Origin of the sequence: Mycobacterium sp. ITM-2016-00318, assembly GCF_002968285.2 — a bacterium.
Taxonomy (GTDB): domain Bacteria; phylum Actinomycetota; class Actinomycetes; order Mycobacteriales; family Mycobacteriaceae; genus Mycobacterium.
The window spans coordinates 2888771-2913024 of sequence record NZ_CP134400.1; the positions used below are offsets into that span (position 1 = coordinate 2888771).

Consider the following 24254-nt stretch of genomic DNA (forward strand, 5'->3'; position numbering starts at 1 on the left):
CAACGCCTACCGACCGGTAACATCTATGGGAATGACTCACGACAACACCCTGGTGGAGACGGTCGGCGGCGCCATTCGCGGCGCCGACGACGGTCGGGTGACCGCATGGAAGGGCGTCCGGTACGCGGCCCCACCCGTCGGAGACCTCAGGTGGCGGGCGCCGCAGCCCGTCGAGCCGTGGTCGAACGTCGCCGACGCCACCCGCTTCGGCTTCGTTTGTCCTCAACCCGTCGATCCCAGGATCCCGATCGACCTCGGCGCACCTCAGGGCGAGGACTGTCTGACGCTCAACGTCTGGGCTTCTTCGGACACTTCGGCCGGCGACCGCAAGCCGGTGATGGTGTGGGTGCACGGCGGCGCCTACATCCTTGGCTCGGCGAGCCAGCCGCTCTACGACGGCAGGGTGATGGCCGAAAACGGCGAGGTCGTCGTCGTCACGCTGAACTATCGGCTCGGGGCGCTGGGGTTCCTCGACCTCTCGGAGTTCGACAGCCCGCGCCGGCGCTTCGACTCCAACCTCGGCCTACGCGACGTGCTCGCGGCACTGCACTGGGTGTGCGACAACATCGCGGCGTTCGGCGGCGATCCCGACCGCATCACCCTGTTCGGTGAATCGGCGGGCGCGGGCATCATCACCACGCTGCTGACCATCCCGGCCGCAGAAGGGCTTTTCGCAGGCGCGATCGCGCAGAGCTCACCCGCCACCTCGGTCTACGACATCAGCCGCGCCCGCAGGATCACCCGCCAGGTGCTGAACCGGCTTCACCTCTCGGAGTCCGAGGTCGACCGTCTTCCGGAACTCCCAGTCGACGCGGTCGTCGCGGCCTCCACCGACGTGTTCTACCAAACGCCGCTCAACAACCCGGGCACGCTGGCGTTCGCGCCCAACGTCGACGGCGACCTGGTGCCCGACTATCCGGTGAAGCTCGCGCGAGAGGGCCGGTCACACTCGGTTCCGCTGATCATCGGCACCAACAAACACGAGGCGGCGCTGTTCAAGTGGATGAAGTCGCCGCTGATGCCGATCACACCCGAGGCGATCGGCGCGATGTTCAACCAGATCGCCGCCGAGCAGCCAAACCTCGCGCTGCCGACGGACTACCACACCCGTGCCGCCTATGCCCGCCTTCGCGGCAAGGCCAGGGGCATGGGCGTCGCGCGCGACCTCGGCTTCCGGATGCCGTCGGTGTGGCTGGCCGAGGGGCATAGCGCGGTCGCGCCGGTGTACCTGTACCGCTTCGACTACGCCACCCCGATGCTGCGCCTGCTGCGCATCGCGGCCGCACACGCCACCGAATTGCCGTTCGTCTGGGGCAATCTCGTCTCGAGCGGCAAGGACCCGACCTTCAAACTGGGCGGGCTGAAGACCGGCAGGGCGGTGTCGGACCGGATGCGCACCCGCTGGGTCAACTTCGCGGTCGGCGGCAAGCCCGCCTGCCTACCCGGTGAACCGGACTGGCTGCCCTACCGGGAACCCGACTGGACGAGCCTGCTGATCGATCGACAGGACTCCGTCGTCGCCGACATCGACCACGACATCCGCGCCACCTGGGGCACCCAGGTGCTCAACTTCAGGTAGCCGCGACCGTCCTCGCTAGAATCTCCCCGGAGGTGTCGGAAGTGGACTTGGCTAAAGCATGGGAGCACGTGCTGCCGCCGCTGATGCACGACCCGGTGACATTCGCGGTCCCGTTCTTCCTGATCCTCCTCGTCATCGAGTGGGCGGCCGCGCGCAAGCTCGCGCACACCGAGACCGAGCGTGCGCCGTCGGGTGCCTACTCAAGGCCCGACGCGTGGGCCAGCATCCGGATGGGCCTGGTGTCCGTCGCCACCAGCGCGATCATGAACGGGATCGCGCTCATCGGCTACGCGGCCCTCTTCGTCTATGTCGCACCATGGCAGCTGCCCGCAGGCGCCTGGTACACGTGGGTGATCGCGATCGTCGGCGTCGACTTCCTCTACTACTGGTATCACCGGATGGCGCACCGCGTCCGGATCTTCTGGGCCACCCATCAGGCACACCACTCCAGCCAGTACTTCAACCTCGCCACCGCACTGCGACAGAAGTGGAACATCAGCGGCGACGTCTTCCTTCGGGCGCTGCTCCCGCTGTTCGGCGTGCCGCCGTGGATGGTGTTCGCCAGCTTCTCGATCAACCTGATCTACCAGTACTGGATCCACACCGAGCGGATCGGCAAGCTCTGGCGGCCAATCGAATTCGTCTTCAACACCCCGTCGCACCATCGGGTGCACCACGGAATGGACGAGATCTATCTGGACAGGAACTACGGCGGCATCCTGATTATCTGGGACAGGGTGTTCCGCAGTTTTCAGCCCGAGGAGTTCCGGCCGCACTACGGGCTCACCAAGCAGGTGGACACCTACAACATCTGGAAGCTGCAAACCCACGAATACGTGGCGATCGCGCGCGACGTCCGCGGCGCGCACCGGTGGCGGGACAGGCTCGGTTTCGTCTTCGGCCCGCCGGGCTGGCAGCCGCGACAGTCGGTGCAGCCCGATATTCCGGCGCCGATCGCCATCTCGAAGTAGTCCATCTCGGCCATATTGGACGTATGGATGTCACGGAGACAACGCTGCCCGGTGTCGGTCTGCGATACGAATTCGACCTGGCCCAGGGCGACCGTCTCGGTGTGGTCGCCCGTCGCGGCGGCGCTTTCGAGGTGGTGTTGTACAGCGAAAATGACCCCGACCGGGCGCGACCGGTCTTTCGGCTCATCGAAGAAGAAGCCGAGGCCCTGGCTCAGATCCTCGGTGCGCCACGCATCGCGGAGCGATTCGCCGACCTCACCCGTGAGGTGCCCGGATTGAGCGCCGGCCAAGTCGACATCGCTTCGGGGAGTCCGTACGCGGAGCGGCCACTCGGGGACACCAAGGCCCGCACCCGGACCGGCGCCTCAATCGTGGCGATCGTCCGAGACGAGCAGGTAGTCGCCTCGCCGGGACCAGAAGTGGTGCTCCGTGCCGGAGATGTGCTTGTGGTGATCGGCACCGATGATGGCATAGCGGGAGTTCGAGACATCGTCGCGCAAGGCTGAGGCATGGAGATCTCGGCGGCACTGCTGCTCGAGCTCGGCGTCATCTTCACTGTCCTGACAGTGCTGGGTACCGCCGCACGTCGATTCGCGCTGTCGCCGATCCCGCTTTATCTGGTCGCCGGTTTGGCTCTGGGCGAGGGCGGTCTGGCTCCCATTCCGGCCGCCAACGAATTTGTTCAAGCCGGTGCGACTATCGGGGTGGTATTGCTGCTACTCACGCTCGGTCTGGAGTTCTCGATCCCCGAGTTCGCCAGCAGCCTACGCAGGCACCTGCCGTCGGCCTGGGTCGATGTGGCACTGAACGCGACACCTGGTGCGATCGCCGGCTGGCTGCTCGGGCTGAACGGTGTCGGAATACTCGCCCTAGCGGGCGTCACCTACATATCATCGTCTGGCGTCATCGCGCGGTTGCTCAACGATCTCGGATGGCTGGGCAACCGAGAAAGTCCAGCCGTGCTGTCCGTCCTCGTTCTGGAGGACTTCGCGATGGCCGCTTACCTGCCGCTGCTGGCCGTCCTCGCGGCCGGTGGATCCCTTCTCAATGCACTGCTCGGTGTCGCGATCGCCATGACCGCGCTGACCGCCGCGTTCGTGACGTCGTACCGCTGGGGCCACCACCTGGGCCGACTGGTCGCACATCCAGACGACGAGCAGCTGATGCTGCGCGTCCTCGGCCTGACCCTGACCGTGGCCGCGCTGGCCGAATTCATTCATGCGTCGGCGGCGGTCGGCGCATTCTTGGTCGGCCTGACGCTCACCGGGGAAACGGCCGACCGTGCACGCCAGGTGCTTACCCCGCTGCGCGACTTGTTTGCGGCGGTATTTTTCGTCGCAATCGGGCTTTCGGTCACTCCCGGCTCGTTGGTCCCGATGTTGCCCGCTGCGTTGGTCCTGGCTCTAGTCACAGCGGCCACCAAGATATGGACGGGACAGTTCGCGGCTCGGCGCGACGGCGTGGCAAGACGCGGTCAGTGGCGCGCTGGCACGGCGCTCATCGCGCGCGGCGAATTCTCGCTCGTCATAATCGGCTTGGTCGGCGCGTCGAGCGCCGCGGTCGGTGCGGTCGCCACGCCATACGTCTTCATCCTCGCGGTCCTCGGTCCAGTGCTGGCGCGGTTCGCCGAAAGGAGATCACGGCCGCTGACTGCCTGAACGCCGGAGCGCGGCCCTCGATGGCATCGACAACCCATTGCGACGCAGCCTGTTTCAGTTCCGACTTGCTCATCTTCGAGCCGTCGACCACGCTGATCCGCCACCGGTCCGCGGGCATGCCCGTCACCCGTGACCACTGCATCTCCGGCCAACCGGCGGTGCTCAGCACGTGCGGCATGTGCCGAGGGTCCGCCGCGTGCTTGCGCATCCAGTCGGCGAAGTAGCAGCACGAATCCATCATTGCGGCGCCTGCAACCGATTCAGCGCCGCCGGCACGGGTGCTCCCCGTAGTGTCGCGGTGTGCAGACGGTGTTCGATTCCCACGTCGACCCTCATCTTGTCGACCGGTCGCTCGCGGGAGGTGCCTTCGGTTCGATGTGGCTGGACATGCCGAGGCCGTCCTATGGAAATCTGTCCGGGTCGCTGACCGCCGACCTCCTCGTGGTCGACGCCGGCTACACCGGCCTGTGGACGGCTTTGCATGCCGCACAACGAAATCCGGACCACAAGGTGGTGGTCGTCGATGCCGACCGCGTCGGATGGGCGGCATCGGGGCGTAACGGCGGCTTCGTCGACGCGAGCCTGACCCATGGCGTCGCGAACGGAAAGCGCGCTGGCCCAACGAGATCGACACGCTCGAGGCAATGGGGCTGGAAAATCTCGACGGTATGCAGGCGGATATCCAGGCCTTGGGCCTCGACTGCGACTGGCAGCGCACCGGCATGCTCTCGGTAGCGACGGAACCCCACCAGGTGGCGTGGCTGCGGGAAGCCGCCGACGACGGGGAAGGGCAGTTCGTCGGGCAGGAAAAGGTCCGCGCCGAAGTCGACTCGCCGACGTACCTGGCGGGCCTGTTCAGCCCGGACACCACCGCCATCGTGCACCCCGCGAAACTCGCGTTCGAACTCGCAAGGGCCTGCGCGGACGCGGGTGTGCGCATCTTCGAGCACACGAACATCACCGGTATGGACGGCTCTGGCGGGCCGATCACGTTCCGGGCGGACACCGCTACGATCACCGCCGATAAGGCTGTGCTCGCCACCAACGTCTTCCCGAGCCTGATCGTGCGCAATCGGCTACGGACGGTGCCGGTCTATGACTACGTGCTGGCCACCGAGCCACTCACCGACGAGCAGCTCGGCCGGATCGGATGGGCGAACCGGCAGGGAATCGGGGACTGCGGCAACCAGTTTCACTATTACCGGCTATCCGCCGACAACCGCATCTTGTGGGGCGGCTACGACGCTGTCTATCACTTCGGCCGCAAGGTCAAACCGGCCTACGAAGACCGGCCTGCCAGCTACCGGCTGCTCGCCGCGCACTTCTTTCTGACCTTTCCCCAACTCGAGGACGTCCGGTTCAGTCATCGCTGGGCCGGCGCCATCGACACCAGCACCCGGTTCTGTGCGCACTGGGGACTCGCTCGCGACGGTCGGGTCGCCTACGTCAACGGCTTCACCGGCCTCGGCGTAGGCGCGGCACGGTTCGCCGCCGATGTCTGCCTCGATCTGCTCCACGGGCGACCGAGCGAGCGCACCGAATTGGAAATGGTGCGCAAGCGGCCGCTGCCGTTCCCACCCGAGCCGCTCGCCAGCGTCGGAATCCAGGCCACCCGATGGTCGCTCGACCGCGCCGACCACTCGGCGGGGCGGCGCAATCTGTTGCTGCGAACGCTCGATGCGCTCGGGCTGGGCTTCGATTCGTGAGTGTCCAGGTAGCGTTTGCACGACGTTCGGATTGGCGCGATCCGAACCGCACACATCGATAACCATGATCAGTAAGCTCAGCCGCGTTGGGTTTGGGGAACAGACGTCCCCGTCGATCCTCGACAGGATGTTTCCTCGAGAAAGGACGTGAAGGACGTGACTGACAGGCTCGCCATCGGCGAGAAGCTCGAACGAGGGCAAACGCTGACGTCGAAGAACGGGGCGTACACGCTCACCCTGCAAGACGACGGGAACCTGGTGCTGGCCGCGCAGGGTCAGGCCGTCTGGGCGACGGGCACCGACGGCCAGGACGCCGAGCGCCTCGAGGTGCAAGGACGGCAACGTTGTCCTCTACACGTCGGACAAGCCGATCTGGCATACGGATACCAAGGGCGCCAGAGACATTCGGCTGATCCTGCAGGACGACCGCAACGTAGTCGTCTACGGATTCGACGGCGTCGCCTGGGCGTCGGGTACGAACACCGACGAGGCGCCGCCACCGCCGATCATCGGGGACGCCGCGGCGCCCGAGGCCGCGCCCGAGGTGGCACCGGCCGCGGCGGAGGAACCGCTGCCGCCCGCCGAGGCTCCGGCACCACCGCCACCACCACCACCGCCACCACCGCCACCACCGCCGCCGGCTCCTCGCACGTACACGGTGGTCTCCGGCGACACCCTGTGGGCGATCGCCGAGCGCTTCTACGGCGACGGCAACAAATATCACCAGATCGCTGGCGCCAGCGGCATCAGCAACCCTGACCTGATTCATCCGGGCCAGGTGCTGACCATCCCTTAGCCGAAGTGACGCAGGCGGCCCGGGTCGAATGACCCGGGCCGCCTTGCTGTGTGGACCCTCGCCGGTAGGGTGGAGGGCCACTGACCCCAACGAATCGGAGATCACAGTGCGCCGACAGTGGTTGCGCTCGTTGGCCGCAGCGGCGGCCGCCCCCATCTTTGCGCTGACCATTCCCTCTGCGCCCGCACATGCCGAACCCGGCGTGCTGGTCTACCCGGGGATGGAGATCCGCCAGGGCTCGAGCGTGTGCACGCTCGGGTTCGTCGACCTGGCAGCGCGCACGGCGTTCACCGCGGGTCACTGCCGCGGCAACGGACCGGTGGTGGACCGGGACAACAATCCGATCGGCGCGCTGACGGTGTTCCGCGACAACACCCCCGACGGCGCGACCGTGGCCACCGATCACATGATCTCCGATTGGGAGGCCATCGGCATCGCGCCGGACGCCGCCGTCAACGACATCCTGCCCGGGGGGCGCATTCTCTTCTTCGATCCCGGCATCGTGCCCGCGCCGGGTCTTCCGATCTGCCACTTCGGCGTGATCACCGGGGAGAGTTGCGGAACCATCGAGGCGGTCAACAACGGGTGGTTCACGATGACCAACGGCGTCGTCAGCCAGAAGGGCGATTCCGGCGGCCCGGTGTATGTCGTGACCCCCGACGGGCGCGCCGCGATCGTGGGCATGTTCAACAGCACGTGGGGCAACTTTCCGGCGGCGGTGTCCTGGCAGACCGTCAGCCAGCAGGCCCGCGAAGACGTCCTGCAGTCTGCATCCGGCACCCGCTGAGCACAGTAATAAAGGCTTGACTTATATAAGTCCTGGCTTTTAATCTCGGCTGGTGCACGCGTTCGACGTCCTCGGTGACCCGGTTCGGCGGCGCATCCTCGAACTGCTCGTCGACGGTGAGCAGACCGCGGGCGCGGTCGGCGCGGCCATCCAGGCCGAGTTCGAGATCAGCCAGCCCGCGGTCTCGCAGCACTTGAAGGTCTTGCGGGACAACGGTTTCACCTCCGTCCGCCCGGACGGGCAGCGGCGGCTGTACGCCGTCAACGGCGAGGCGCTGCGGGATGTCGACGAGTGGCTGGCCGGCTTCCGCCGCTTCTGGGCGCCGAAACTCGACGCACTCGCCACCGAGATCGCCCGCGGAAAACGACAATGACGAAGGAGCGCACCATGATCGACGTCGATCAGCAGATCAGCGCCGTACGGCGCACGGTCGGCGACCGGACACTGGAGGCAGGGGAGGCCCGCGTCGTCACCATCAGCCAGTCGTACGACACCGACGCCGCCGACCTGTGGGACGCCTGCACGAACATCGAACGCATTCCGCGGTGGTTCCTGCCGATCACCGGCGACCTCCGCGTCGGCGGCCGATATCAACTCGACGGCAACGCCAACGGCACCGTTCTCACGTGCGATCCGCCCCGTGAATTCACCGCAACGTGGGAGTTCGGCGGCGGTGTCAGCTGGATCGAGGTGCGGATCTTCGACGAAGGGGCGCAACGTTCGCGCTTCGAACTCCAACACGTCGCGCACGTAGACGATCACTGGGAGCAGTTCGGTCCCGGCGCCGTGGGGATGGGTTACGACGGCGCGCTCGTGGGCCTCTCAGTTCATCTGTCCACCGGCGCGACCGTCGAACCGTCGGCGGGCCAGGAATGGATGGCCTCAGCGGACGGCCGCCGATTCACCCGAGAGTCCGGCGAGGCGTGGTATGCGGCGAACGTGGCGGGCGGCGCCGATCCCGAGTGGGCACGCGACGCCGCGGATCGGTGCATCGCCGCCTACCTGGGAGAGAACTAGAACACGTTCTAGCCAGCGGCGCACACCGGAGATATCCTCATGTGCGATGCATGACCAGACACCTGTCCAGATCGCGTGGGTGACGACCGATCTTGACGCCACCGAAAGGGCGCTGACCACGCTGTTGGGCGCTCGCAAGTGGATCCGCGTGCCAGAGGTGCACTTCGGCCCGGACACCTGCGTCTATCGCGGACAACCAGCCGATTTCACCGCGCACATCTCGTTCAGCTACGCCGGCGACACCCAGCTCGAGTTGATCTCGCCGGTCACCGGCGACAGCGTCTACAGCGAGTTCCTGGATCGGGCTGGCCCTGGACTGCACCACATCTGCCGGAGGTCGACGATGTCGATGCCGCAATCGGATCCGCTGAGGTGGTGCAGCGCGGCACCATGCCCGGCGGAATGGAGTTCGCCTATGTCAGCGACCAGGCGGCCGGCGTGCCCTACATAGAGATCGCGCGCATCCCGCCCGAGATACGGGCGTTCTTCGATCACGTGAAGCAGGAGCAACGGTGAGTACTGAGATACCGGAGACTGTGGACGCCGCAGACATCTCCAGTTGGTCCGACGACGTCGACGTCGTGGTGATCGGCTTCGGCATCTCCGGCGGAGCGGCCGCGATCAGCGCGGCGGCTGCGGGCGCCCGGGTGCTGGTGCTCGAGAAGGCCGCCGCGGCAGGCGGCACGACCGCAATGGCGGGCGGGCACTTCTATCTCGGTGGCGGGACTGCGGTGCAACGGGCCACCGGGCACGAGGACACCGCCGAGGAGATGTACAAGTACCTCGTGGCGGTGTCGCCGGAGCCGGATCACGAAAAGATCCGGGCGTACTGCGAAGGCAGTGTCGAGCACTTCAACTGGTTGGAGGAGTTGGGCTTTCAGTTCGAACGCAGCTTCTATCCCGGTAAGGTCGTCGTCCCGCCCGGCACCGAAGGGTTGTCGTACACCGGAAACGAGAAGGTGTACCCCTTCACCGAGAAGGCCAAGCCGGCGCCTCGCGGCCACTCGGTGCCGGTGCCCGGTGAACTCGGCGGCGCAGCCATGGTCATCGATCTGATGCTCAAGCGCGCCGCCGAACTCGGGGTGCAGATCCGTTACGAGACAGGCGTGACGAACCTCGTCGTCGACGAGGACAGTCACCCAGGCCGCGTGGTCGGCGTCGCATGGAAGCACTTCACCGAAACCGGCGCGGTCAAGGCAAAGGCGGTCATCATCGCCGCGGGCGGGTTCGCCATGAACCCCGAGATGGTCGCCGAGCACACGCCGGCCCTCGGACACAAGCGCCGCACCAAGCACCACGGCGTCGTCGAGCCCTACATCCTCGGTAACCCCAACGACGACGGCCTCGGTATCCGGATGGGGGTCTCCGCCGGCGGAGTCGCAACGAACCTGGATCAGCTCTTCATCACCGCGGCGGCGTACCCGCCGGAGATCCTGCTGACGGGCATCATCGTCAACAAGGACGGCAAGCGATTCGTGACGGAGGACTCCTACCACTCGCGCACGTCGGCGTTCGTGCTCGAGCAGCCCGAGCAGGTCGCGTACCTCATCGTCGACGAGGAACACATGCAGATGCCCGAGATGCCGCTGATCAAGTTCATCGACGGCTGGGAGACCGTCGAGGAGATGGAGGCGGCGCTGGACATCCCGCAGGGCCACCTCATCTCGACCCTCGACCGGTACAACGAACATGCGGCCAACGGGGAGGATCCCGACTTCGGAAAACAGCCGGATTATGTTGCGCCCCAGACAAAGGGACCGTGGGCGGCATTCGATCTGTCGCTGGGTCGCGCGATGTACTCGGGCTTCACGATGGGCGGGCTGGCGGTGACGATAGACGGGCAGGTTCTGCGGGACGACGGCAGCGTGGTCGGCGGCCTGTACGCCGCGGGCGCCTGCGCCTCGAACATCGCGCAGGACGGCAAGGGCTACTCCAGCGGCACCCAGCTGGGCGAGGGTTCCTTCTTCGGCCGCCGCGCCGGGAACCACGCGGCACGCTGCTAGACCGGCGCAAGCCGCCAGCCGCCGTCGCCGAGCAGTTCCAGCCTGCGGTCGTGATGCTGATCGAGCGTGGGACGATGGCTGACGCTGACCACGATGCAGTCGGGCAGCTGGCTACGCAGCGCGCGATAAAGCGCGAACTCCTGACCCTCGTCGAGCGCCGACGTCGCCTCGTCGAGGAACACCACCTTCGGTTCGGCGAGCAGGACGCGCGCGAACGCGATGCGTTGTTGCTCACCCGGGGAAAGGATCTTCGACCAGTCGGCCACCTCGTCGAGGCGGCTGCCCAGATGCCCGAGCGACACCGTGTCGAGCGCCGCGCGGACCTCCTCGTCGGAATATCTGCCCCCGGCGGACGGATAGCAAATCACCCCACGCAGGTCCCCGAGCGGAACGTAGGGCAGCTGGGAGAGGAAGATCGTGTCGTCCTCCGGGCGCCGCACAGTGCCCGACGTGAACGGCCACAGCTGCGCCAGGCTGCGGAGCAGGGTGGTCTTGCCGCTGCCCGAACCCCCGGTGATCACCAAGGACTCGCCCGGATCGAGCCGGACGTCGAGCGGGTCGATCAGCTGCGCGCCCGTGGGCGTCCGCACCTCGACGTTGGTCAGGTCGAGCGATCCGTCGGCGCTCGGCAGCGCCGTCAAGGTCGGTAGCTCCCTTGCGGTTTCGTTGGAGAGCACAAGGCCGTGCAGTCGGATGATGGCCGCACGGTAGCTGGCGAAAGCGTCGTAAACCGAGCGGAAGAACGACAACGAGCCCTGTAGCTGATTGAACGCGCTCGACGACTGGGTGACATCGCCGAACGCGATCTCGCCGGCGAACAGCCGTGGTGCCTGGACTATGGTCGGTAGCGGGTCGACGATCTCGTTCATCGACCTGTTCCAGCCGAGGAAGGCGATACCGCGTCGGACGAATGCCCGGTAGTTGGCGATGATCGCCGAGAAGCGGGTCATCAATTCGCCGCGTTCGGCTCGATCGCCTCGGTAAAAGCCGATGGCCTCGCCTGCCTCGCGCACACGGACAAGTGCATATCGAAAGGCCGCATTGGTGAGTTCGTTGCGGAATGACAGCCGGATCAGCGGACGACCGATCCAGAACGCGACGACGGTGGTGAAGAAGACGTACAGCAGCGCGATCCAGAACAACGCCTTGGGTACGGTGAGGCCGAACAGCGTCAGCGGTCCAGACAACCCCCAGAGGATCGGGGTGAACTCGACAACTGACACAATCGCGAAAATCGTTCCGAACAGCAGGGTCTGAGCGGTGCCCACGGTCGGCGTGTTCGTCTCCGGGCCGGTGCCGGTGGTGAAGATGTCGATGTCCTGCTGGATACGTTGGTCGGCGTTGTCGATCGGACGGTCGATGAACCGTCCGCGATAGTGGGCGTCGCCGTCCAACCAGTCGCCGGTCAGCCGGTGCGTGAGCCACACGCGCCATCGAATGATGAAGCGCTGCATCAAATAGGTGTCGAGCAGGGTGCGGGTCACCCTGGCCACGACCAATGCGGCAAGGATCAAGATTGCTTTCCAGAAGCCCTGTATAGCAATAGTTTTCGCGTCTCCCTGACCTTCGAAGGCTGCCTGCATCGCGGAGAACTGGTCGTTCGACTGGTAGGTGAACAGGACGACGATGCGGACGTCGATCATCACCAACAGCAGCAGCAGACCCAGCAGTACCCACACCGGGACACTGTCGCGTCCGGTGAAGTAGTCACCCGTGACTCGCCAGAACTGTCTGCCCCAGATCGTGAAGCGGGCGAGCAGGGCGCAGACGACCACGACGCCAATCGCGGCGAGCACCCATGCCTTCGCCACCCACAACGCCGACGCGACAAGCTCGTCGCCCCAAACCAGGGACGGCGTATAGGTTTCCATGCGGGGAAACTACCCCGCCATGGTCACACCGGCGCGGGTTCTGCTTGCTCGCCCGAGACCCGGCCGAACCGCCAATCGCCCCCGCCGAGCAGTTCGAGCTCGTGCGTGTGGTGCTGCTCGACGGTCTTGCGGTGGCTGACGCTGACCAGGATGGTGTCCGGCAATTCCGTGCGCACCAGGTCGTAGAGCATATACTCCAAGCCCTCGTCGAGTGCCGACGTCGCCTCGTCGAGGAAGGCGGCCTTCGGCTTGGTCAGCAGGATTCGAGCGAATGCGATCCGCTGCTGTTCACCGGGAGAAAGCACTTTCGCCCAGTCCTGCACCTCATCGAGACGGTGGACCAGGTGCAGCAGCGCCACCTTTTCCAGCATGCGGCTCAACGTCCGATCGTCGATCGTGCCTTCCTCGTTCGGATAGCTGACGACCGCGCGCAGGTCGCCGAGCGGCACATATGGCAGCTGGGACAGGAACATCGTCTCGTTCGGTCCGCACGGCCGCGTGAGTGTGCCCGAGGTGAACGGCCACAATTCGGCGAGGCTGCGCAACAGCGTCGTCTTGCCGACGCCCGACTTGCCGGTGACAACCATGGTGTCGCCGATTTCGAGGCGCAGATCCAGCGGGTTGATGAGCTGCTGGGCGTCGGGTGTGCGGACCTCGACGTCGGTCAGCTGCACGGTGCCGTCGACACAGGGCGTCGTCGTGATCTCCGGGAGCTCACGACCTTCCTCATTGGCGGTGACCAGTCCGTGCAGCCGGATGATGGCGGCCCGGTAGCCCGCGAAGGTGTCGTACACCTGGCGGAAGAACGAGAGGCCGTCCATGATCGCGCCGAACGCTGACGCGGACTGTGTCATTGCGCCCAACGGGATCTCGCCGTTATAGAAACGCGGGAACTGCAGCAGGTAGGGCAGCGGGACTATGAGCTGGCTCATCGACCAGTTCCAGCCGTTGAAGCCGAGCGATCGCAGCACATAGCGCTTGTAGTTGCTGACCACCGGCGCGAACAGCTTGCGCAGCCCGGTCCGCTCGGCCGCCTCTCCCCGGTAGAACGCGACGGCCTCTGACGCATCGCGCAGTCGCACAAGAGCGTACCGGAACGCCGCGTTGAACTTCTCGTTGCGGAATGACAGCCAGATGATCGGCCTGCCGATCCAGAACGCGATGACCGATGCGAAGAGCACGAAGACGATGCCGATCCAGAACATCGCCCTCGGCAACTCGTAATCCATCATCGGGATCATCATGGGTCCGGACAGGTTCCACAGGATCGCGGTGAACGAGATCATCGAGGCGACCGCGTCGATTGCGCCGAACAGCAGCGTGTTCTGAGAGTAGTAGTAGGGCACATTGGGCAGCGGACCGTTGCCCGCGGTGAAGATGTCGATGTCGGACTGAATGCGCTGGTCCGGGTTGTCGATCTTGTCGTCGATGAACCGGGCCCGGTAGTAGGCCTTGCCGTCGAGCCAGTCACCGGTGAGTCGATCGGTCAACCAGGCGCGCCAAGCCAGACAGAAGCGTTGCACCAGGAACATGTCGAGCAAGAGCCGGGCGATGAAGATGGCGGCGAGGATCGAGAAGACCGAGATGGACATGTAGAAGCCGTCCGACCCGGAGCGCTTGATCGTCTCGTCACCGGCCGCCGCCGCTTCCCGGCCCGCCTCGATGACCTGGAAGCTGGTCAACATGTCGTTGCTCTGGAAGCTGAGAAGCACGGAGAGCCGCACACCGATGAGGACCAGGAGCAGAATCACCGCCAGCCACAACCAGACCCTCACACTGTCCGCGCCGGTGAAGTAGTCGCCGGTGATGCGCCAGAACTGCCTGCCCCAGACCGTGTATCTGACAAGCAGTACACAGATGATCAACGTGGCGATCGCCGCGATCGTCCAGGCCTGGGCCAGCCACGACAATGACGCCCACAGCTCGTTGCCCCAGTCCCGCGTCGGGGTGAACCCGGCCGATTCCGATTCCATTCCGGCAAAATACCCTGACAAGCTGCGCGCAGCGCCGTGGACGTCTCAACTGCCTGTGGTCAGCGTGTCCAGCCGCCACTCGCCATCGCCGACGAGCGCGAGTTGGCGGGCGTGGAACTGCTCAACGGTGGCGCGATGACTCACACTGACCAGAATCATGCCCGGCAGCTCCGCGCGGAGGAGTTCGTAGAGCGTGAGCTCGAGACCTTCGTCGAGCGCTGAGGTCGACTCGTCGAGAAACGCGGCCTTGGGCTTGGTGAGCAGGATGCGGGCGAACGCGATGCGCTGCTGCTCTCCGACCGACAGCACCTTCGCCCAATCTCCGACATCGTTCAGCCGGATCGCCAGTTGCGGAAGAGCAACCTTGATCAGGGCCCGCTGTATCTCCCTGTCACCGATCGCGCCCTCCTCGTTCGGGTAGGACGCGACGGCGCGAAGGTCGCCGAGGGGTAGATAGGGCAGCTGCGGCACGAACATCGCGGCCTGCCTGCCCGACGGCAGCGCAACGCGTCCCGACACGAAGGGCCACAGCCCGGCGAGACTCTGCATCAGCACGGTCTTGCCGATTCCGGACGATCCGCTGACCAGCAGCGTGTCGCCCGGTTCGAGGCGCAAGTCAAGCGTCCGAACGAGATTCGCACCGTCGGGGGTTCGGACCTCGACGCCGGCCACCGTCAACGAGCCGTCGGCGGTGTCCGCCGTCGTCACCTGGCCGAACGTCCGGGCACGCGCGTTCTCCTCGACAAGACCGTCGAGCCGGATCGCCGCCGCGCGGTAGCTCGCGAACTCGTCGTAGGCCTCCCGAAAGAACGACAAGGCGTTGTGGATGGTGACGAAGGCGGTCGCCGACTGGATGACGTCACCGAAGGAGATCCTGCCCGCGAACAGGCGCGGCGCCTGAACCACGTACGGCAGCGGGTTGATCGCCTGGCTCACGGTCAGATTCCAGCCGGTGAGCCTCAGCATTCTCATCAGCCAGTTGCCGTAATTCGTCATCACCTCCGACAGGCGGCCGCCCAGCAACCGGCCTTCGACGTGCTCGCCGCGGTACAACCCGATGGCGGCGCCTGCGTCGCGCACCCGCACCAGGGCGTAGCGGAAGCCTGCGTTGCGGAGCTCGTTGAGGAAGCTCAGTTCGATCAGCGGTCTGCCGATGACGAACGCGATGACGGTGGCCGCCAGCACGTAGGCGATGACAATCCAGAACAGTGCGCGCGGAAGGGTGAGCCCGCCGAGCGTCAAGGCACCCGACAGTCGCCAGAGGATCGCGCCGAAGGCCATCACCGACAGCACTGCCCCGACGGCACCGAACAACAGTGTGTTACCCGAGCCGTACGCCGGGTTGTTCGGCTGTCCGCCGACTCCCGTGGTGAAGATGTCGATGTCCTGCTGGATCCGCTGGTCGGGGTTGTCGCCCGCCCGACGGAGGAATTGCCTGCGGTAGTAGGCGAAGTCGCCGAGCCAGTCATCGATCAGTCTACGACTCAACCATATTCGCCATCGCATGATGAACCGCTGCATCAGGTACATGTCGGCCAGGCTGAGTACGACGTGAATGACGGCGAGGATCAGGAAGATCCCGATGGTCACCCAGAAGCCGTGCACACCGGAGTCGGTGACATCGCCTCGGCCGGTGGCGATTCCCTGCAGAGCGACCTGCAACGACGTGAAGACGTCGTTGGTGTAGTAACTCAGCAGGACCGAGAGGCGAACAGCGATGATCGTCGATACCAGCAGCAGCGCGAGCATGCCCCACACCACAAGGCTCTGACCGCCGACGAAGTACGGACCGGTGATCCGCCAGAACTGGCGGCCCCACTCGGTCGTTCGTCGGATCAGCGAAAGGGTCACGATCAGGCACGGCGCGGTGATCGCGAATGCCACCAGCACCCACACGCTCGAGGTGAGAAGTTCGCGTCCCCAGTCGATCGAGGATGTGAACGTACCGGTGTCCACCGCGACACCTCCCTCCGCCGGAGCCGGCCTGCGGCGAAGCTACCGCAGGCCGGCCGCCGCAGGTGTCGACACGCTTGCGCCGAAGGTGCCCAGCAGATGGGCGACCAGGGCGGCGGTGTCGATTAAGGACGACACGAACGAGGTAGCCGTCGGGCCGCACGACGTACACGCCAGACCCGCCTGCGCCATACATCCGAGCGAAATCCCCTGCGCCGTCGCGGATGACCGGTAACACGCATGCGCTCACGTCGGCGCTCGGTGCGGCAACGAGGTAGGCCTCGATGTGCTCGCGTCTGCGATGAGCACGTCGGTGGGTCCATGGCTGAGATTATGCTGCGGCCATGACCACCGATGCTCCCTCGAGCAACAAGATAGGCGCCGGACATCTGATCGCCCGCCGGCTGCGCGCCAGTGGTATCGACACGGTATTCACCCTCTCCGGTGGGCATCTGTTCTCGATCTACGACGGCTGCCGCGCCGAGGGTGTCCGGCTGATCGACACCAGACACGAGCAGACCGCGGCCTTCGCCGCCGAAGGCTGGTCCAAGGTGACCCGGGTGCCCGGGGTGGCAGCGCTGACCGCCGGGCCCGGCGTGACCAACGGCATGAGCGCGATGGGTGCCGCCCAGCAGAACCAGTCCCCACTGCTCGTGCTCGGCGGCCGGGCGCCGGCGCTGCGCTGGGGCCAGGGTTCTCTGCAGGAGATCGATCACGTGCCCTTCGTCGCTCCGTTGACCCGCTTCGCGGCGACCGCACAGTCGGCCGACGCGGTCGGGGGACTCATCGACGATGCGTTGCGCGCCGCCGCAGGGTCAGGAGGGCAGCCGACGGGCGTGGCGTTCGTCGACTTCCCGATGGATCACGTCTTCGGCGAGACAGGCGATCGCGACGACCCCGGCGCGCTCACAGTGCCTGAGGAATTGGCGCCCGCCGACGGCGACGCACTCACGGTGGCAGCCGGTCTGCTCGCCGGGGCGAAGCGGCCGGTGATCATGGCGGGCACCAACGTGTGGTGGGGACACGCCGAGGCGGCACTGCTCGGGCTGGCAGAAACGCTGCGCATTCCGGCGCTGATGAACGGCATGGCCCGAGGGACCGTACCCGCCGATCACGAGCTCGCCTTCTCCCGCGCCCGGTCGAAAGCGTTGAAAGAGGCCGATGTCGCCTTGGTCATCGGCGTGCCGATGGACTTCCGCCTCGGCTTCGGCGGCGTGTTCGGCGAGCAGACCGAGCTGATCGTCGCCGACCGCGTCGTCCCGGAGCGGCCGCATCCGCGACCGGTCGCCGCCGAGCTGTACGGCGATCTGACGGCTTCCCTCTCGGCCCTCGCCGTCGGCAGGCCTGCCGACCACGAAAGCTGGATCGCCTATCTGCGTGCCGTCGAGTCCGCCGGCAGGGCCGCCGAGCACGGCGAGCTCACCGATGAGCGCAGCCCGCTGCACCCGATGCGGGTCTATGCGGAGCTGGAGCCGCTGCTGGACCGCGACGCCATCGTGGTGATCGATGCAGGCGACTTCGGTTCGTACGCCGGGCGGGTGATCGACAGCTACGTGCCGGGCGCATGGCTGGACAGCGGACCCTTCGGCTGCCTCGGCTCGGGTCCGGGTTACGCGCTGGCCGCCAAGCTCGCCCGGCCCGACCGGCAGGTGGTCCTGCTGCAGGGCGACGGCGCATTCGGTTTCAGCGGCATGGAGTGGGACACGTTGGTGCGCCACGGTGTTCACGTCGTCTCGGTCATCGGCAACAACGGCATCTGGGCGTTGGAGAAGCACCCGATGGAGATGCTGTACGGGTATTCCGTCGTTGCCGAACTGCGGCCGGGGACGCGCTACGACGAAGTGGTCAAGGCGCTCGGCGGACACGGCGAACTGGTGTCGGCGCCCGCGGAACTCCGCCCTGCACTCGAACGGGCCTTCGCAGCGGGAGTGCCCGCGGTGGTGAACACGTTGACCGATCCGCAGATTGCGTACCCCCGCCGCTCGAACCTCGCCTGAGCGTCGGTTCGGTGTGAAAATCCGGCTGCATCGGTCCGCCGACGACTTCCGCGACATCGCCGAACCGCTCTACCGGCGCGACCCGGTGGGCAACACGATCGAGCTGACCCTGCTGCGGTCCAACAGGTTGGGTGACGACGCGCTTCTCGTCACGATCGCCGACCACGGCACGCCCGTGGGTGCTGCGCTTCAGACACCGCCGTATCCGTTGGCGTGCAACGGTATACCGAACGCAGCCAACGGCGCACTGGCGATCGAGGTGGCACGCATCCGCCCCGAACTCAACGGCGCTCGAGGCTCGCGCGACGCGACGATGCCATTCGCCGAGGCGTGGCATGCGGTCACCGGGCAGCGCGGACGTGTCACGACCGAGGAGCGGCTGTACCGGCTGGGTGCTCTGCAACGGCCTTCGGGAGTTTCCGGCGGATACCGCGACGCCACCGATGCCGATCTCGAGGTGTTGATCGACTGGGTCGAGCGCTTCTTCGTCGAGACCTTCAGCCATCACCGCGATCGGGCCGCGGGTCGGCGGTTCGTCGAGAGCGCGAAGGCGGCCGGTGACCGCTTCGTGCTGTGGGACGACGGTGGCACGCCGGTGAGCATGGCGATGCTGCGCGCTCCCGCCGCAGGCGTGTCCCGTATCGGCCCCGTGTTCACGCCGCGCGGTTCGCGTGGGCGCGGCTACGGCTCGGCGGTGACCGCCGCCGCCTCGGAGCTGGCACGCCGCGACCGCGTCGGCGAGGTGGTGCTCTTCGCCGACCTGGCCAACCCGATCTCCAACGGCATCTATCAGGCCATCGGATTCGAAGCGGTGACCGATTCGGTGCGGGTCGAGTTCTCGACGGAACACTGACCGCACGCCGGCGGGGGAGTGGCCGCGTACCGTAGCTCTCGTGGCGAAGACGAAGACCCGCACCTCAGGTGGTGTCAGCAACCGATTCTGGAAGCTGCTCGGAGCAAGTACCGACAGGGATCAGGCGCGCTCTCTCGCGCAGGTCAGCGCGTCGGCGGAGTTCGACGAGAAGGCCGCCGACCTCGACGAAGACCAGCTGCGCAAGGCCACCCAACTGCTGCACCTCAAGAATCTCGCCGAGTCGAAGGACATCCCGCAGTTCCTGGCGATCGCTCGCGAAGCCTCGGAGCGCACCACCGGGTTGCGCCCGTTCGACGTCCAACTCCTCGGCGCGCTGCGGATGCTGGCCGGCGACGTCATCGAGATGGCCACCGGTGAGGGCAAGACGCTGTCCGGCGCGATCGCGGCCGCTGGGTACGCCCTGGCGGGGCGGCGTGTGCACGTCGTCACGATCAACGACTACCTGGCCAAGCGTGACGCCGAATGGATGGGCCCGCTGCTGAAGGCAATGGGATTCACCGTCGGCTGGGTCACCGCCGAATCGACCGCCGACGAGCGCCGCGCCGCCTACCAGTGCGACATCACCTACGCCTCGGTCAACGAGATCGGCTTCGACGTGCTGCGCGACCAGCTCGTCACCGACGTCGACGATCTCGTCTCGCCCAACCCGGACGTGGCGCTGATCGACGAGGCCGACTCCGTTCTGGTCGACGAGGCGCTGGTGCCGCTGGTGCTTGCAGGCACGTCGCACCGGGAAACCCCGAAACTCGAAATCATCCGGCTGGTCGGCGAATTGATCGCAGGCGTCGACTACGACACCGATCTCGACAGCCGCAACGTGCACCTGACCGAGACCGGCGCCCAGAAAATCGAGGCCAAGCTCGGCATAGCCGACCTGTACTCCGAGGAACACGTCGGCACGACGCTGACCGAGGTGAACGTCGCCCTGCACGCGCACGCGCTGCTGCACCGCGACGTGCACTACATCGTTCGCGACGACGCGGTTCACCTGATCAACGCCAGCCGCGGGCGCATCGCGCAGCTGCAGCGCTGGCCCGACGGGCTGCAGGCCGCCGTCGAAGCCAAGGAGGGCATCGAGCCGACCGAGACCGGCGAGGTGCTCGACACCATCACGGTGCAGGCGTTGATCAGCCGGTACCCGACGGTCTGCGGTATGACAGGCACCGCGCTGGCGGCCGGCGAGCAGCTGCGGCAGTTCTACAAGCTCGGGGTCTCGCCGATACCGCCGAATGCGCCCAACATCCGCGAGGACGAAACGGACCGCGTCTACATCACGGCCGCCGCCAAGATCGACGGCATCATCGAGCACATCGCCGAGGTGCACAAGACCAGACAGCCGATTCTCGTCGGCACCCGCGACGTCGCCGAATCCGAGGAGCTACACGAGCGGCTGGTGAAAAGCGGTGTGCCGGCCGTCGTGCTGAACGCCAAGAACGACGAAGAAGAGGCGCGGGTCATCGCCGAGGCGGGCAAGCTCGGCTCGGTGACGGTTTCGACGCAGATGGCTGGCCGTGGTACCGACATCCGGCTCGGCGGCTCCGATGAGGCAGACCACGACGAAGTCGCCGAACTGGGCGGCCTGCACGTCATCGGCACCGGCCGGCACAGCACCGACCGGCTCGACAACCAGCTGCGCGGTCGCGCCGGCCGCCAGGGCGACCCCGGTTCGTCGGTGTTCTTCTCCAGCTGGGAGGACGACGTCGTTAGGGCGCACCTCGAGGCGGAGAAGCTCAACAAACTGCCGACCGAGACCGACGAGGACGGCCTCATCGTCAACAAGAAGGCCGCCGGCTTCCTCGACCATGCGCAGCGCGTGGCCGAGGGCAGGCTGCTCGCCGTGCACGCCAACACGTGGCAGTTCAACGAACTCATCGCACAGCAACGCGCAATCCTGGTCGAGCGGCGAAACACCTTGTTACGCACCCCGACTGCCCGCGAGGAGCTGGAGAAGAAGTCGCCGGACCGCTACCGGGAACTTGCCGAGGACCTGACCGAGGAGCGGCTGGAGACGATCTGCCGGCAGATCATGCTCTACCACCTCGACCGTGGCTGGGCCGATCATCTGGCCTACCTCGCCGATATCCGCGAAAGCATCCACCTGCGCGCGCTGGGACATCAGAAGCCGATCGACGAGTTCCACCGGATGGCCGTCGACGCCTTCGCCTCGCTTGCCGCCGACGCCATCGAAGCCGCCCAGCAGACCTTCGAGACCGCGAACGTCCTCGGGGAGGAGCAGGGCCTCGACCTGTCGAAGCTGGCCCGCCCGACGTCGACGTGGACGTACATGGTGCACGACAATCCGCTGGCAGAAGACTCGATGTCGGCACTCAGCCTGCCGGGGATATTCCGCTAGGTTTAACGCCATGAACCGCGCAGCGGGGGATGTGCGCGATCGCGTGGTCACGGTGCCCAACGCGCTGTCGGTGCTGCGCCTTGTCCTGGTGCCCGTCTTCCTCTACCTGTTGTTGGTCGCCCACGCCAACGGCTGGGCCGTTGCCGTGCTGATGTTCAGCGGCTTCTCCGATTGGGCCGACGGCAAGATCGCGCGATTGGTCGACAACCAGTCGTCTCGGTTGGGTGAACTCCTCGATCCGGCGGTCGACCGGATCTACATGCTCACGGTGCCGCTCGCCTTCGGCGTCGCCGGGATCGTGCCCTGGTGGGTCGTCATCACGTTGATCGGTCGCGACGCACTCCTTGCGGCCACCCTTCCGCTGCTGCGCACCCGCGGGCTGACAGCGTTGCCCGTCACCTACATCGGCAAGGGCGCGACGTTCGCGCTCATGTCGGGCTTCCCACTGATCCTGCTCGGGCAGTGGGATGCCTTGTGGAGCCGCGTGATCCTGGCGTGGGGCTGGGCGTTCGTGATCTGGGGTCTGGCGCTTTACCTGTGGTCGGCCGTCCTGTACCTGATTCAGGTCGGGATGGTGATGCGCACGATGCCGAAGGCGCACTCCCGTGGATGACCCCGAAGCCGCACGGCCGGCGACAACGGATCGAGGTCGCGCACTGGGCGGCTACGACCCCGATGCCGGGCGCAGTCAGCACCAGGCGAACGCACCGACGCTGATCCCGGTGCCGTCGCTGCTGCGATCGCTGTTATCCGATCACCTCGACCCCGGCTACGCCGCGGCGGCCGCCGCGCGCGACGGTGGCAGATCACGCAGTCGGCTGGCCACCGCGAGCTGGCAGGTGCTCGCGGCCCTGGCCATCGCGACGGTGTTCGCGTTCGCCGTCGGGCAGGCCCAGGCCACCGCGCCCGGTGTGCGCGAATCCCAGCAGGTGCTCTCGGCCAGCGTGCTGTCCGCGGAGGAAAGGGCGAACGCCGCCACCGCCCGCCGCGATGCGCTGGCGCGAGAGCTCGACACCGAACGACGCAGCCGACTCGAAGGTGACGCGCTCGGCAGACAACTGCTCGGCGGCCTCGACGTCGCCAACTTCTCCGCCGCGGCCACCGCCGTGACCGGCCCCGGGCTGACGGTGACGGTCACCGACCCAGGAGTGACGAAGGACCTCAGCGATGTGTCGAAGGAACGCGTCGAGGGCAGCAGGCAGGTGATCCTCGATCGCGACCTGCAGCTGGTGGTGAATTCGCTGTGGGCCAGCGACGCCGAAGCGGTCTCGGTGGGGGGCGTGCGTATCGGACCCAACGTGACCATCCGACAGGCGGGCGGCGGCATCCTCGTAGACAACCAACCGATCGCCAGCCCCTACGAGATCCTGGCGATCGGTCCACCGCACGCCATGGCCGATGCATTCGACCGCAGCCCCGGTCTGCACCGGCTTCGGCTGTTGGAGGCCAGTTATGGCGTCGTGGTCACCGTCAGCGCCACCGACTCCGTGACCGTGCCCGCGGGCTCTGTGCGAGACGTCAACTTCGGCAAGGAAATCGGAGACAGATGATCGGAATCGCCGCTCTTGTCATCGGAATCGTGCTCGGCCTGGTCTTCCATCCCAGCGTGCCCGAATTAGTGGAGCCGTATCTGCCGATCGCGGTGGTCGCCGCACTGGATGCGGTGTTCGGCGGCCTCCGGGCTTATCTGGAGCGGATATTCGACTCGAAGGTCTTCGTGGTGTCGTTCGTGTTCAACGTCCTTGTGGCCGCCCTGATCGTCTACGTCGGTGATCAACTCGGCGTCGGTACCCAGCTGTCGACCGCGATCATCGTCGTCCTCGGTATCCGGATATTCGGCAACGCCGCGGCGCTGCGCCGCAGGCTCTTCGGCGCCTGACCCATGAGCGACACCCACGACACCACGGGAGCCCACGAGGCCGGCTCGGGGGGGCGCCACGAGCTGCCTCCCGACGAACCCGCGCAGCGGATCGGCGGCTTGGCGGGTGTTGGCGCGATGCTTCGGCGGGGACGGTCGCAGCTGGTGTTCGGGGCGCTCGGCGCACTGCTGTGCGTGCTGCTCGGCGTGGCCATCGTCACGCAGGTCCGGCAGAACGTTTCGGGCGACTCGCTGGAGACGGCGCGACCCGCCGATCTGCTGGTGCTGCTGGACTCCCTTCAGCAGCGGGAGGCCGCGTTGAACACCGAGGTCACCGACATGCAGCGAACGCTGGCGTCTCTTGAGGCGTCGGGAAGCAGCGACCAGGCGGCGATCGAGAACGCCCGGGCCCGGCTCGCCGCGCTCTCGATCCTGATCGGCACGGTGTCCGCGACAGGACCCGGCGTGACGCTGACCATCGCCGATGCCGCAGCGGGGGTGGCGCCGGAGACCATGCTCGACGTGATCAACGAGCTTCGCAACGCAGGCGCCGAGGCGATCGAGGTGCAGGGCGGCGCCGGCGATCCCAAGGTCTCGGTGCGGGTCGGCGTCGACACCTGGGTCGTCGGGGCGCCCGGTGCGCTAAAGATCGACGGCCAGACCCTCAATCCGCCGTATACCGTTGTCGCGATTGGCGATCCGCCGACGCTGGCCGCGGCGATGAACATCCCCGGCGGCGCGATGGACAGTGTTGAGCGCGTCGGCGGCACGATGGTGGTACAACAATCCGACCGGGTCGACATCACCGCCTTGCGGCAACCGAAAGCCCGCCAATACGCTCAGCCCGTGAAGTGAGCC

19 protein-coding genes and 3 pseudogenes are annotated in these 24254 nt (G+C 66.5%); 18 read left to right on the forward strand and 4 right to left on the reverse strand.

The window, feature by feature from the left end; translation table 11 throughout:
• Nucleotides 1–31 precede the first annotated feature (31 nt).
• The 11 genes and pseudogenes from C6A82_RS14165 to C6A82_RS14215 all read left to right on the forward strand — a co-directional run bounded on the left by C6A82_RS14165 (nucleotide 32) and on the right by C6A82_RS14215 (nucleotide 10517).
• Nucleotides 32–1579: a carboxylesterase/lipase family protein gene (locus C6A82_RS14165; protein WP_105347568.1), complete on the forward strand. Its 1548-nt coding sequence runs from the start codon at nucleotides 32–34 to the stop codon at nucleotides 1577–1579.
• 83 nt (nucleotides 1580–1662) lie between these two features.
• On the forward strand, nucleotides 1663–2550 hold the full coding sequence (locus tag C6A82_RS14170) for a sterol desaturase family protein (protein ID WP_105347613.1): 888 nt from the start codon (nucleotides 1663–1665) through the stop codon (nucleotides 2548–2550).
• Nucleotides 2551–2573: 23 nt separating this feature from the next.
• On the forward strand, nucleotides 2574–3056 hold the full coding sequence (locus C6A82_RS14175; RefSeq protein WP_199193903.1) for a cation:proton antiporter regulatory subunit: 483 nt from the start codon (nucleotides 2574–2576) through the stop codon (nucleotides 3054–3056).
• A gap of 3 nt (nucleotides 3057–3059) precedes the next feature.
• The gene (locus tag C6A82_RS14180; protein WP_105347567.1) at nucleotides 3060–4208 is read left to right on the forward strand and encodes a cation:proton antiporter; all 1149 of its coding nucleotides are present in this window, start codon (nucleotides 3060–3062) and stop codon (nucleotides 4206–4208) included.
• Nucleotides 4209–4508: 300 nt separating this feature from the next.
• Nucleotides 4509–5914: pseudogene (locus C6A82_RS14185) on the forward strand (NAD(P)/FAD-dependent oxidoreductase).
• A 156-nt stretch (nucleotides 5915–6070) separates the two neighbouring features.
• A pseudogene (locus C6A82_RS14190) lies at nucleotides 6071–6710 on the forward strand (LysM peptidoglycan-binding domain-containing protein).
• Nucleotides 6711–6816: 106 nt separating this feature from the next.
• Entirely contained in the window at nucleotides 6817–7497 is a 681-nt protein-coding gene (locus tag C6A82_RS14195; protein WP_105341346.1) for a hypothetical protein, read from the forward strand.
• A gap of 52 nt (nucleotides 7498–7549) precedes the next feature.
• Nucleotides 7550–7870 (forward strand): helix-turn-helix transcriptional regulator, encoded by a 321-nt coding sequence (locus C6A82_RS14200; RefSeq protein ID WP_105341345.1) that lies wholly within the window; start codon nucleotides 7550–7552, stop codon nucleotides 7868–7870.
• A 14-nt stretch (nucleotides 7871–7884) separates the two neighbouring features.
• Nucleotides 7885–8514, forward strand: coding sequence for an SRPBCC family protein (locus C6A82_RS14205; RefSeq protein ID WP_105341348.1), 630 nt, complete (start codon nucleotides 7885–7887; stop codon nucleotides 8512–8514).
• A gap of 46 nt (nucleotides 8515–8560) precedes the next feature.
• A pseudogene (locus C6A82_RS14210) lies at nucleotides 8561–9030 on the forward strand (VOC family protein).
• Nucleotides 9027–10517 carry an FAD-binding protein gene (locus tag C6A82_RS14215; RefSeq protein WP_105342515.1) on the forward strand — a complete coding sequence of 497 codons (1491 nt, stop codon included), beginning with the start codon at nucleotides 9027–9029 and terminating at the stop codon, nucleotides 10515–10517. The pseudogene C6A82_RS14210 and the gene C6A82_RS14215 overlap by 4 nt, the downstream one beginning before the upstream one ends.
• Here C6A82_RS14215 and C6A82_RS14220 read toward each other — a convergent pair.
• Genes C6A82_RS14220 through C6A82_RS14235 form a run of 4 tightly spaced genes read right to left on the reverse strand, consistent with a single transcriptional unit; the run spans nucleotide 10514 to nucleotide 16506 of the window.
• Entirely contained in the window at nucleotides 10514–12388 is a 1875-nt protein-coding gene (locus tag C6A82_RS14220; protein ID WP_105342517.1) for an ABC transporter ATP-binding protein/permease, read from the reverse strand. The two genes, C6A82_RS14215 and C6A82_RS14220, sit on opposite strands and share 4 nt — an antisense overlap.
• Nucleotides 12389–12411: 23 nt before the next feature.
• Complete coding sequence (locus C6A82_RS14225; protein ID WP_105342519.1) at nucleotides 12412–14361, reverse strand: ABC transporter ATP-binding protein/permease; 1950 nt, start codon at nucleotides 14359–14361, stop codon at nucleotides 12412–12414.
• A gap of 45 nt (nucleotides 14362–14406) precedes the next feature.
• Nucleotides 14407–16317 carry an ABC transporter ATP-binding protein/permease gene (locus tag C6A82_RS14230; RefSeq protein ID WP_105342522.1) on the reverse strand — a complete coding sequence of 637 codons (1911 nt, stop codon included), beginning with the start codon at nucleotides 16315–16317 and terminating at the stop codon, nucleotides 14407–14409.
• A 39-nt stretch (nucleotides 16318–16356) separates the two neighbouring features.
• Nucleotides 16357–16506, reverse strand: coding sequence for a hypothetical protein (locus C6A82_RS14235; protein ID WP_158261594.1), 150 nt, complete (start codon nucleotides 16504–16506; stop codon nucleotides 16357–16359).
• 152 nt (nucleotides 16507–16658) lie between these two features.
• On the opposite strand from C6A82_RS14235, the gene C6A82_RS14240 reads away from it, so the two are divergent.
• Genes C6A82_RS14240 through C6A82_RS14270 form a run of 7 tightly spaced genes read left to right on the forward strand, consistent with a single transcriptional unit; the run spans nucleotide 16659 to nucleotide 24251 of the window.
• Nucleotides 16659–18311 carry an acetolactate synthase gene (locus C6A82_RS14240; RefSeq protein WP_311101345.1) on the forward strand — a complete coding sequence of 551 codons (1653 nt, stop codon included), beginning with the start codon at nucleotides 16659–16661 and terminating at the stop codon, nucleotides 18309–18311.
• A gap of 13 nt (nucleotides 18312–18324) precedes the next feature.
• Nucleotides 18325–19164 (forward strand): GNAT family N-acetyltransferase, encoded by an 840-nt coding sequence (locus tag C6A82_RS14245; protein ID WP_105341732.1) that lies wholly within the window; start codon nucleotides 18325–18327, stop codon nucleotides 19162–19164.
• Between the two features lie 40 nt (nucleotides 19165–19204).
• The gene (secA2, locus tag C6A82_RS14250) at nucleotides 19205–21538 is read left to right on the forward strand and encodes an accessory Sec system translocase SecA2 (RefSeq protein WP_199193580.1); all 2334 of its coding nucleotides are present in this window, start codon (nucleotides 19205–19207) and stop codon (nucleotides 21536–21538) included.
• Nucleotides 21539–21548: 10 nt separating this feature from the next.
• Nucleotides 21549–22151: a CDP-alcohol phosphatidyltransferase family protein gene (locus C6A82_RS14255; RefSeq protein ID WP_105341736.1), complete on the forward strand. Its 603-nt coding sequence runs from the start codon at nucleotides 21549–21551 to the stop codon at nucleotides 22149–22151.
• Nucleotides 22144–23088, forward strand: coding sequence for a DUF881 domain-containing protein (locus tag C6A82_RS14260; RefSeq protein WP_311101346.1), 945 nt, complete (start codon nucleotides 22144–22146; stop codon nucleotides 23086–23088). The genes C6A82_RS14255 and C6A82_RS14260 overlap by 8 nt, the downstream gene beginning before the upstream one ends.
• A complete protein-coding gene (locus tag C6A82_RS14265) occupies nucleotides 23085–23417 on the forward strand; it encodes a small basic family protein (RefSeq protein ID WP_105346205.1) in 333 nt (110 codons plus the stop codon). Before C6A82_RS14260 ends, C6A82_RS14265 begins: the two co-directional genes overlap by 4 nt.
• A gap of 3 nt (nucleotides 23418–23420) precedes the next feature.
• Nucleotides 23421–24251: a DUF881 domain-containing protein gene (locus C6A82_RS14270; protein WP_105346203.1), complete on the forward strand. Its 831-nt coding sequence runs from the start codon at nucleotides 23421–23423 to the stop codon at nucleotides 24249–24251.
• The last annotated feature ends 3 nt before the right edge of the window (nucleotides 24252–24254 follow it).

Bases quoted from the DNA above. Each gene is read 5' to 3' on its own strand.
- C6A82_RS14165 (WP_105347568.1), top strand. From the start codon at position 32: ATGACTCACGACAACACCCTGGTGGAGACGGTCGGCGGCGCCATTCGC.
- C6A82_RS14170 (WP_105347613.1), top strand. From the start codon at position 1,663: ATGCACGACCCGGTGACATTCGCGGTCCCGTTCTTCCTGATCCTCCTC.
- C6A82_RS14175 (WP_199193903.1), top strand. From the start codon at position 2,574: ATGGATGTCACGGAGACAACGCTGCCCGGTGTCGGTCTGCGATACGAA.
- C6A82_RS14180 (WP_105347567.1), top strand. From the start codon at position 3,060: ATGGAGATCTCGGCGGCACTGCTGCTCGAGCTCGGCGTCATCTTCACT.
- C6A82_RS14205 (WP_105341348.1), top strand. From the start codon at position 7,885: ATGATCGACGTCGATCAGCAGATCAGCGCCGTACGGCGCACGGTCGGC.
- C6A82_RS14220 (WP_105342517.1), bottom strand. From the start codon at position 12,388: ATGGAAACCTATACGCCGTCCCTGGTTTGGGGCGACGAGCTTGTCGCG.
- C6A82_RS14225 (WP_105342519.1), bottom strand. From the start codon at position 14,361: ATGGAATCGGAATCGGCCGGGTTCACCCCGACGCGGGACTGGGGCAAC.
- C6A82_RS14235 (WP_158261594.1), bottom strand. From the start codon at position 16,506: ATGGCGCAGGCGGGTCTGGCGTGTACGTCGTGCGGCCCGACGGCTACC.
- C6A82_RS14240 (WP_311101345.1), top strand. From the start codon at position 16,659: ATGACCACCGATGCTCCCTCGAGCAACAAGATAGGCGCCGGACATCTG.
- C6A82_RS14255 (WP_105341736.1), top strand. From the start codon at position 21,549: ATGAACCGCGCAGCGGGGGATGTGCGCGATCGCGTGGTCACGGTGCCC.
- C6A82_RS14265 (WP_105346205.1), top strand. From the start codon at position 23,085: ATGATCGGAATCGCCGCTCTTGTCATCGGAATCGTGCTCGGCCTGGTC.
- C6A82_RS14270 (WP_105346203.1), top strand. From the start codon at position 23,421: ATGAGCGACACCCACGACACCACGGGAGCCCACGAGGCCGGCTCGGGG.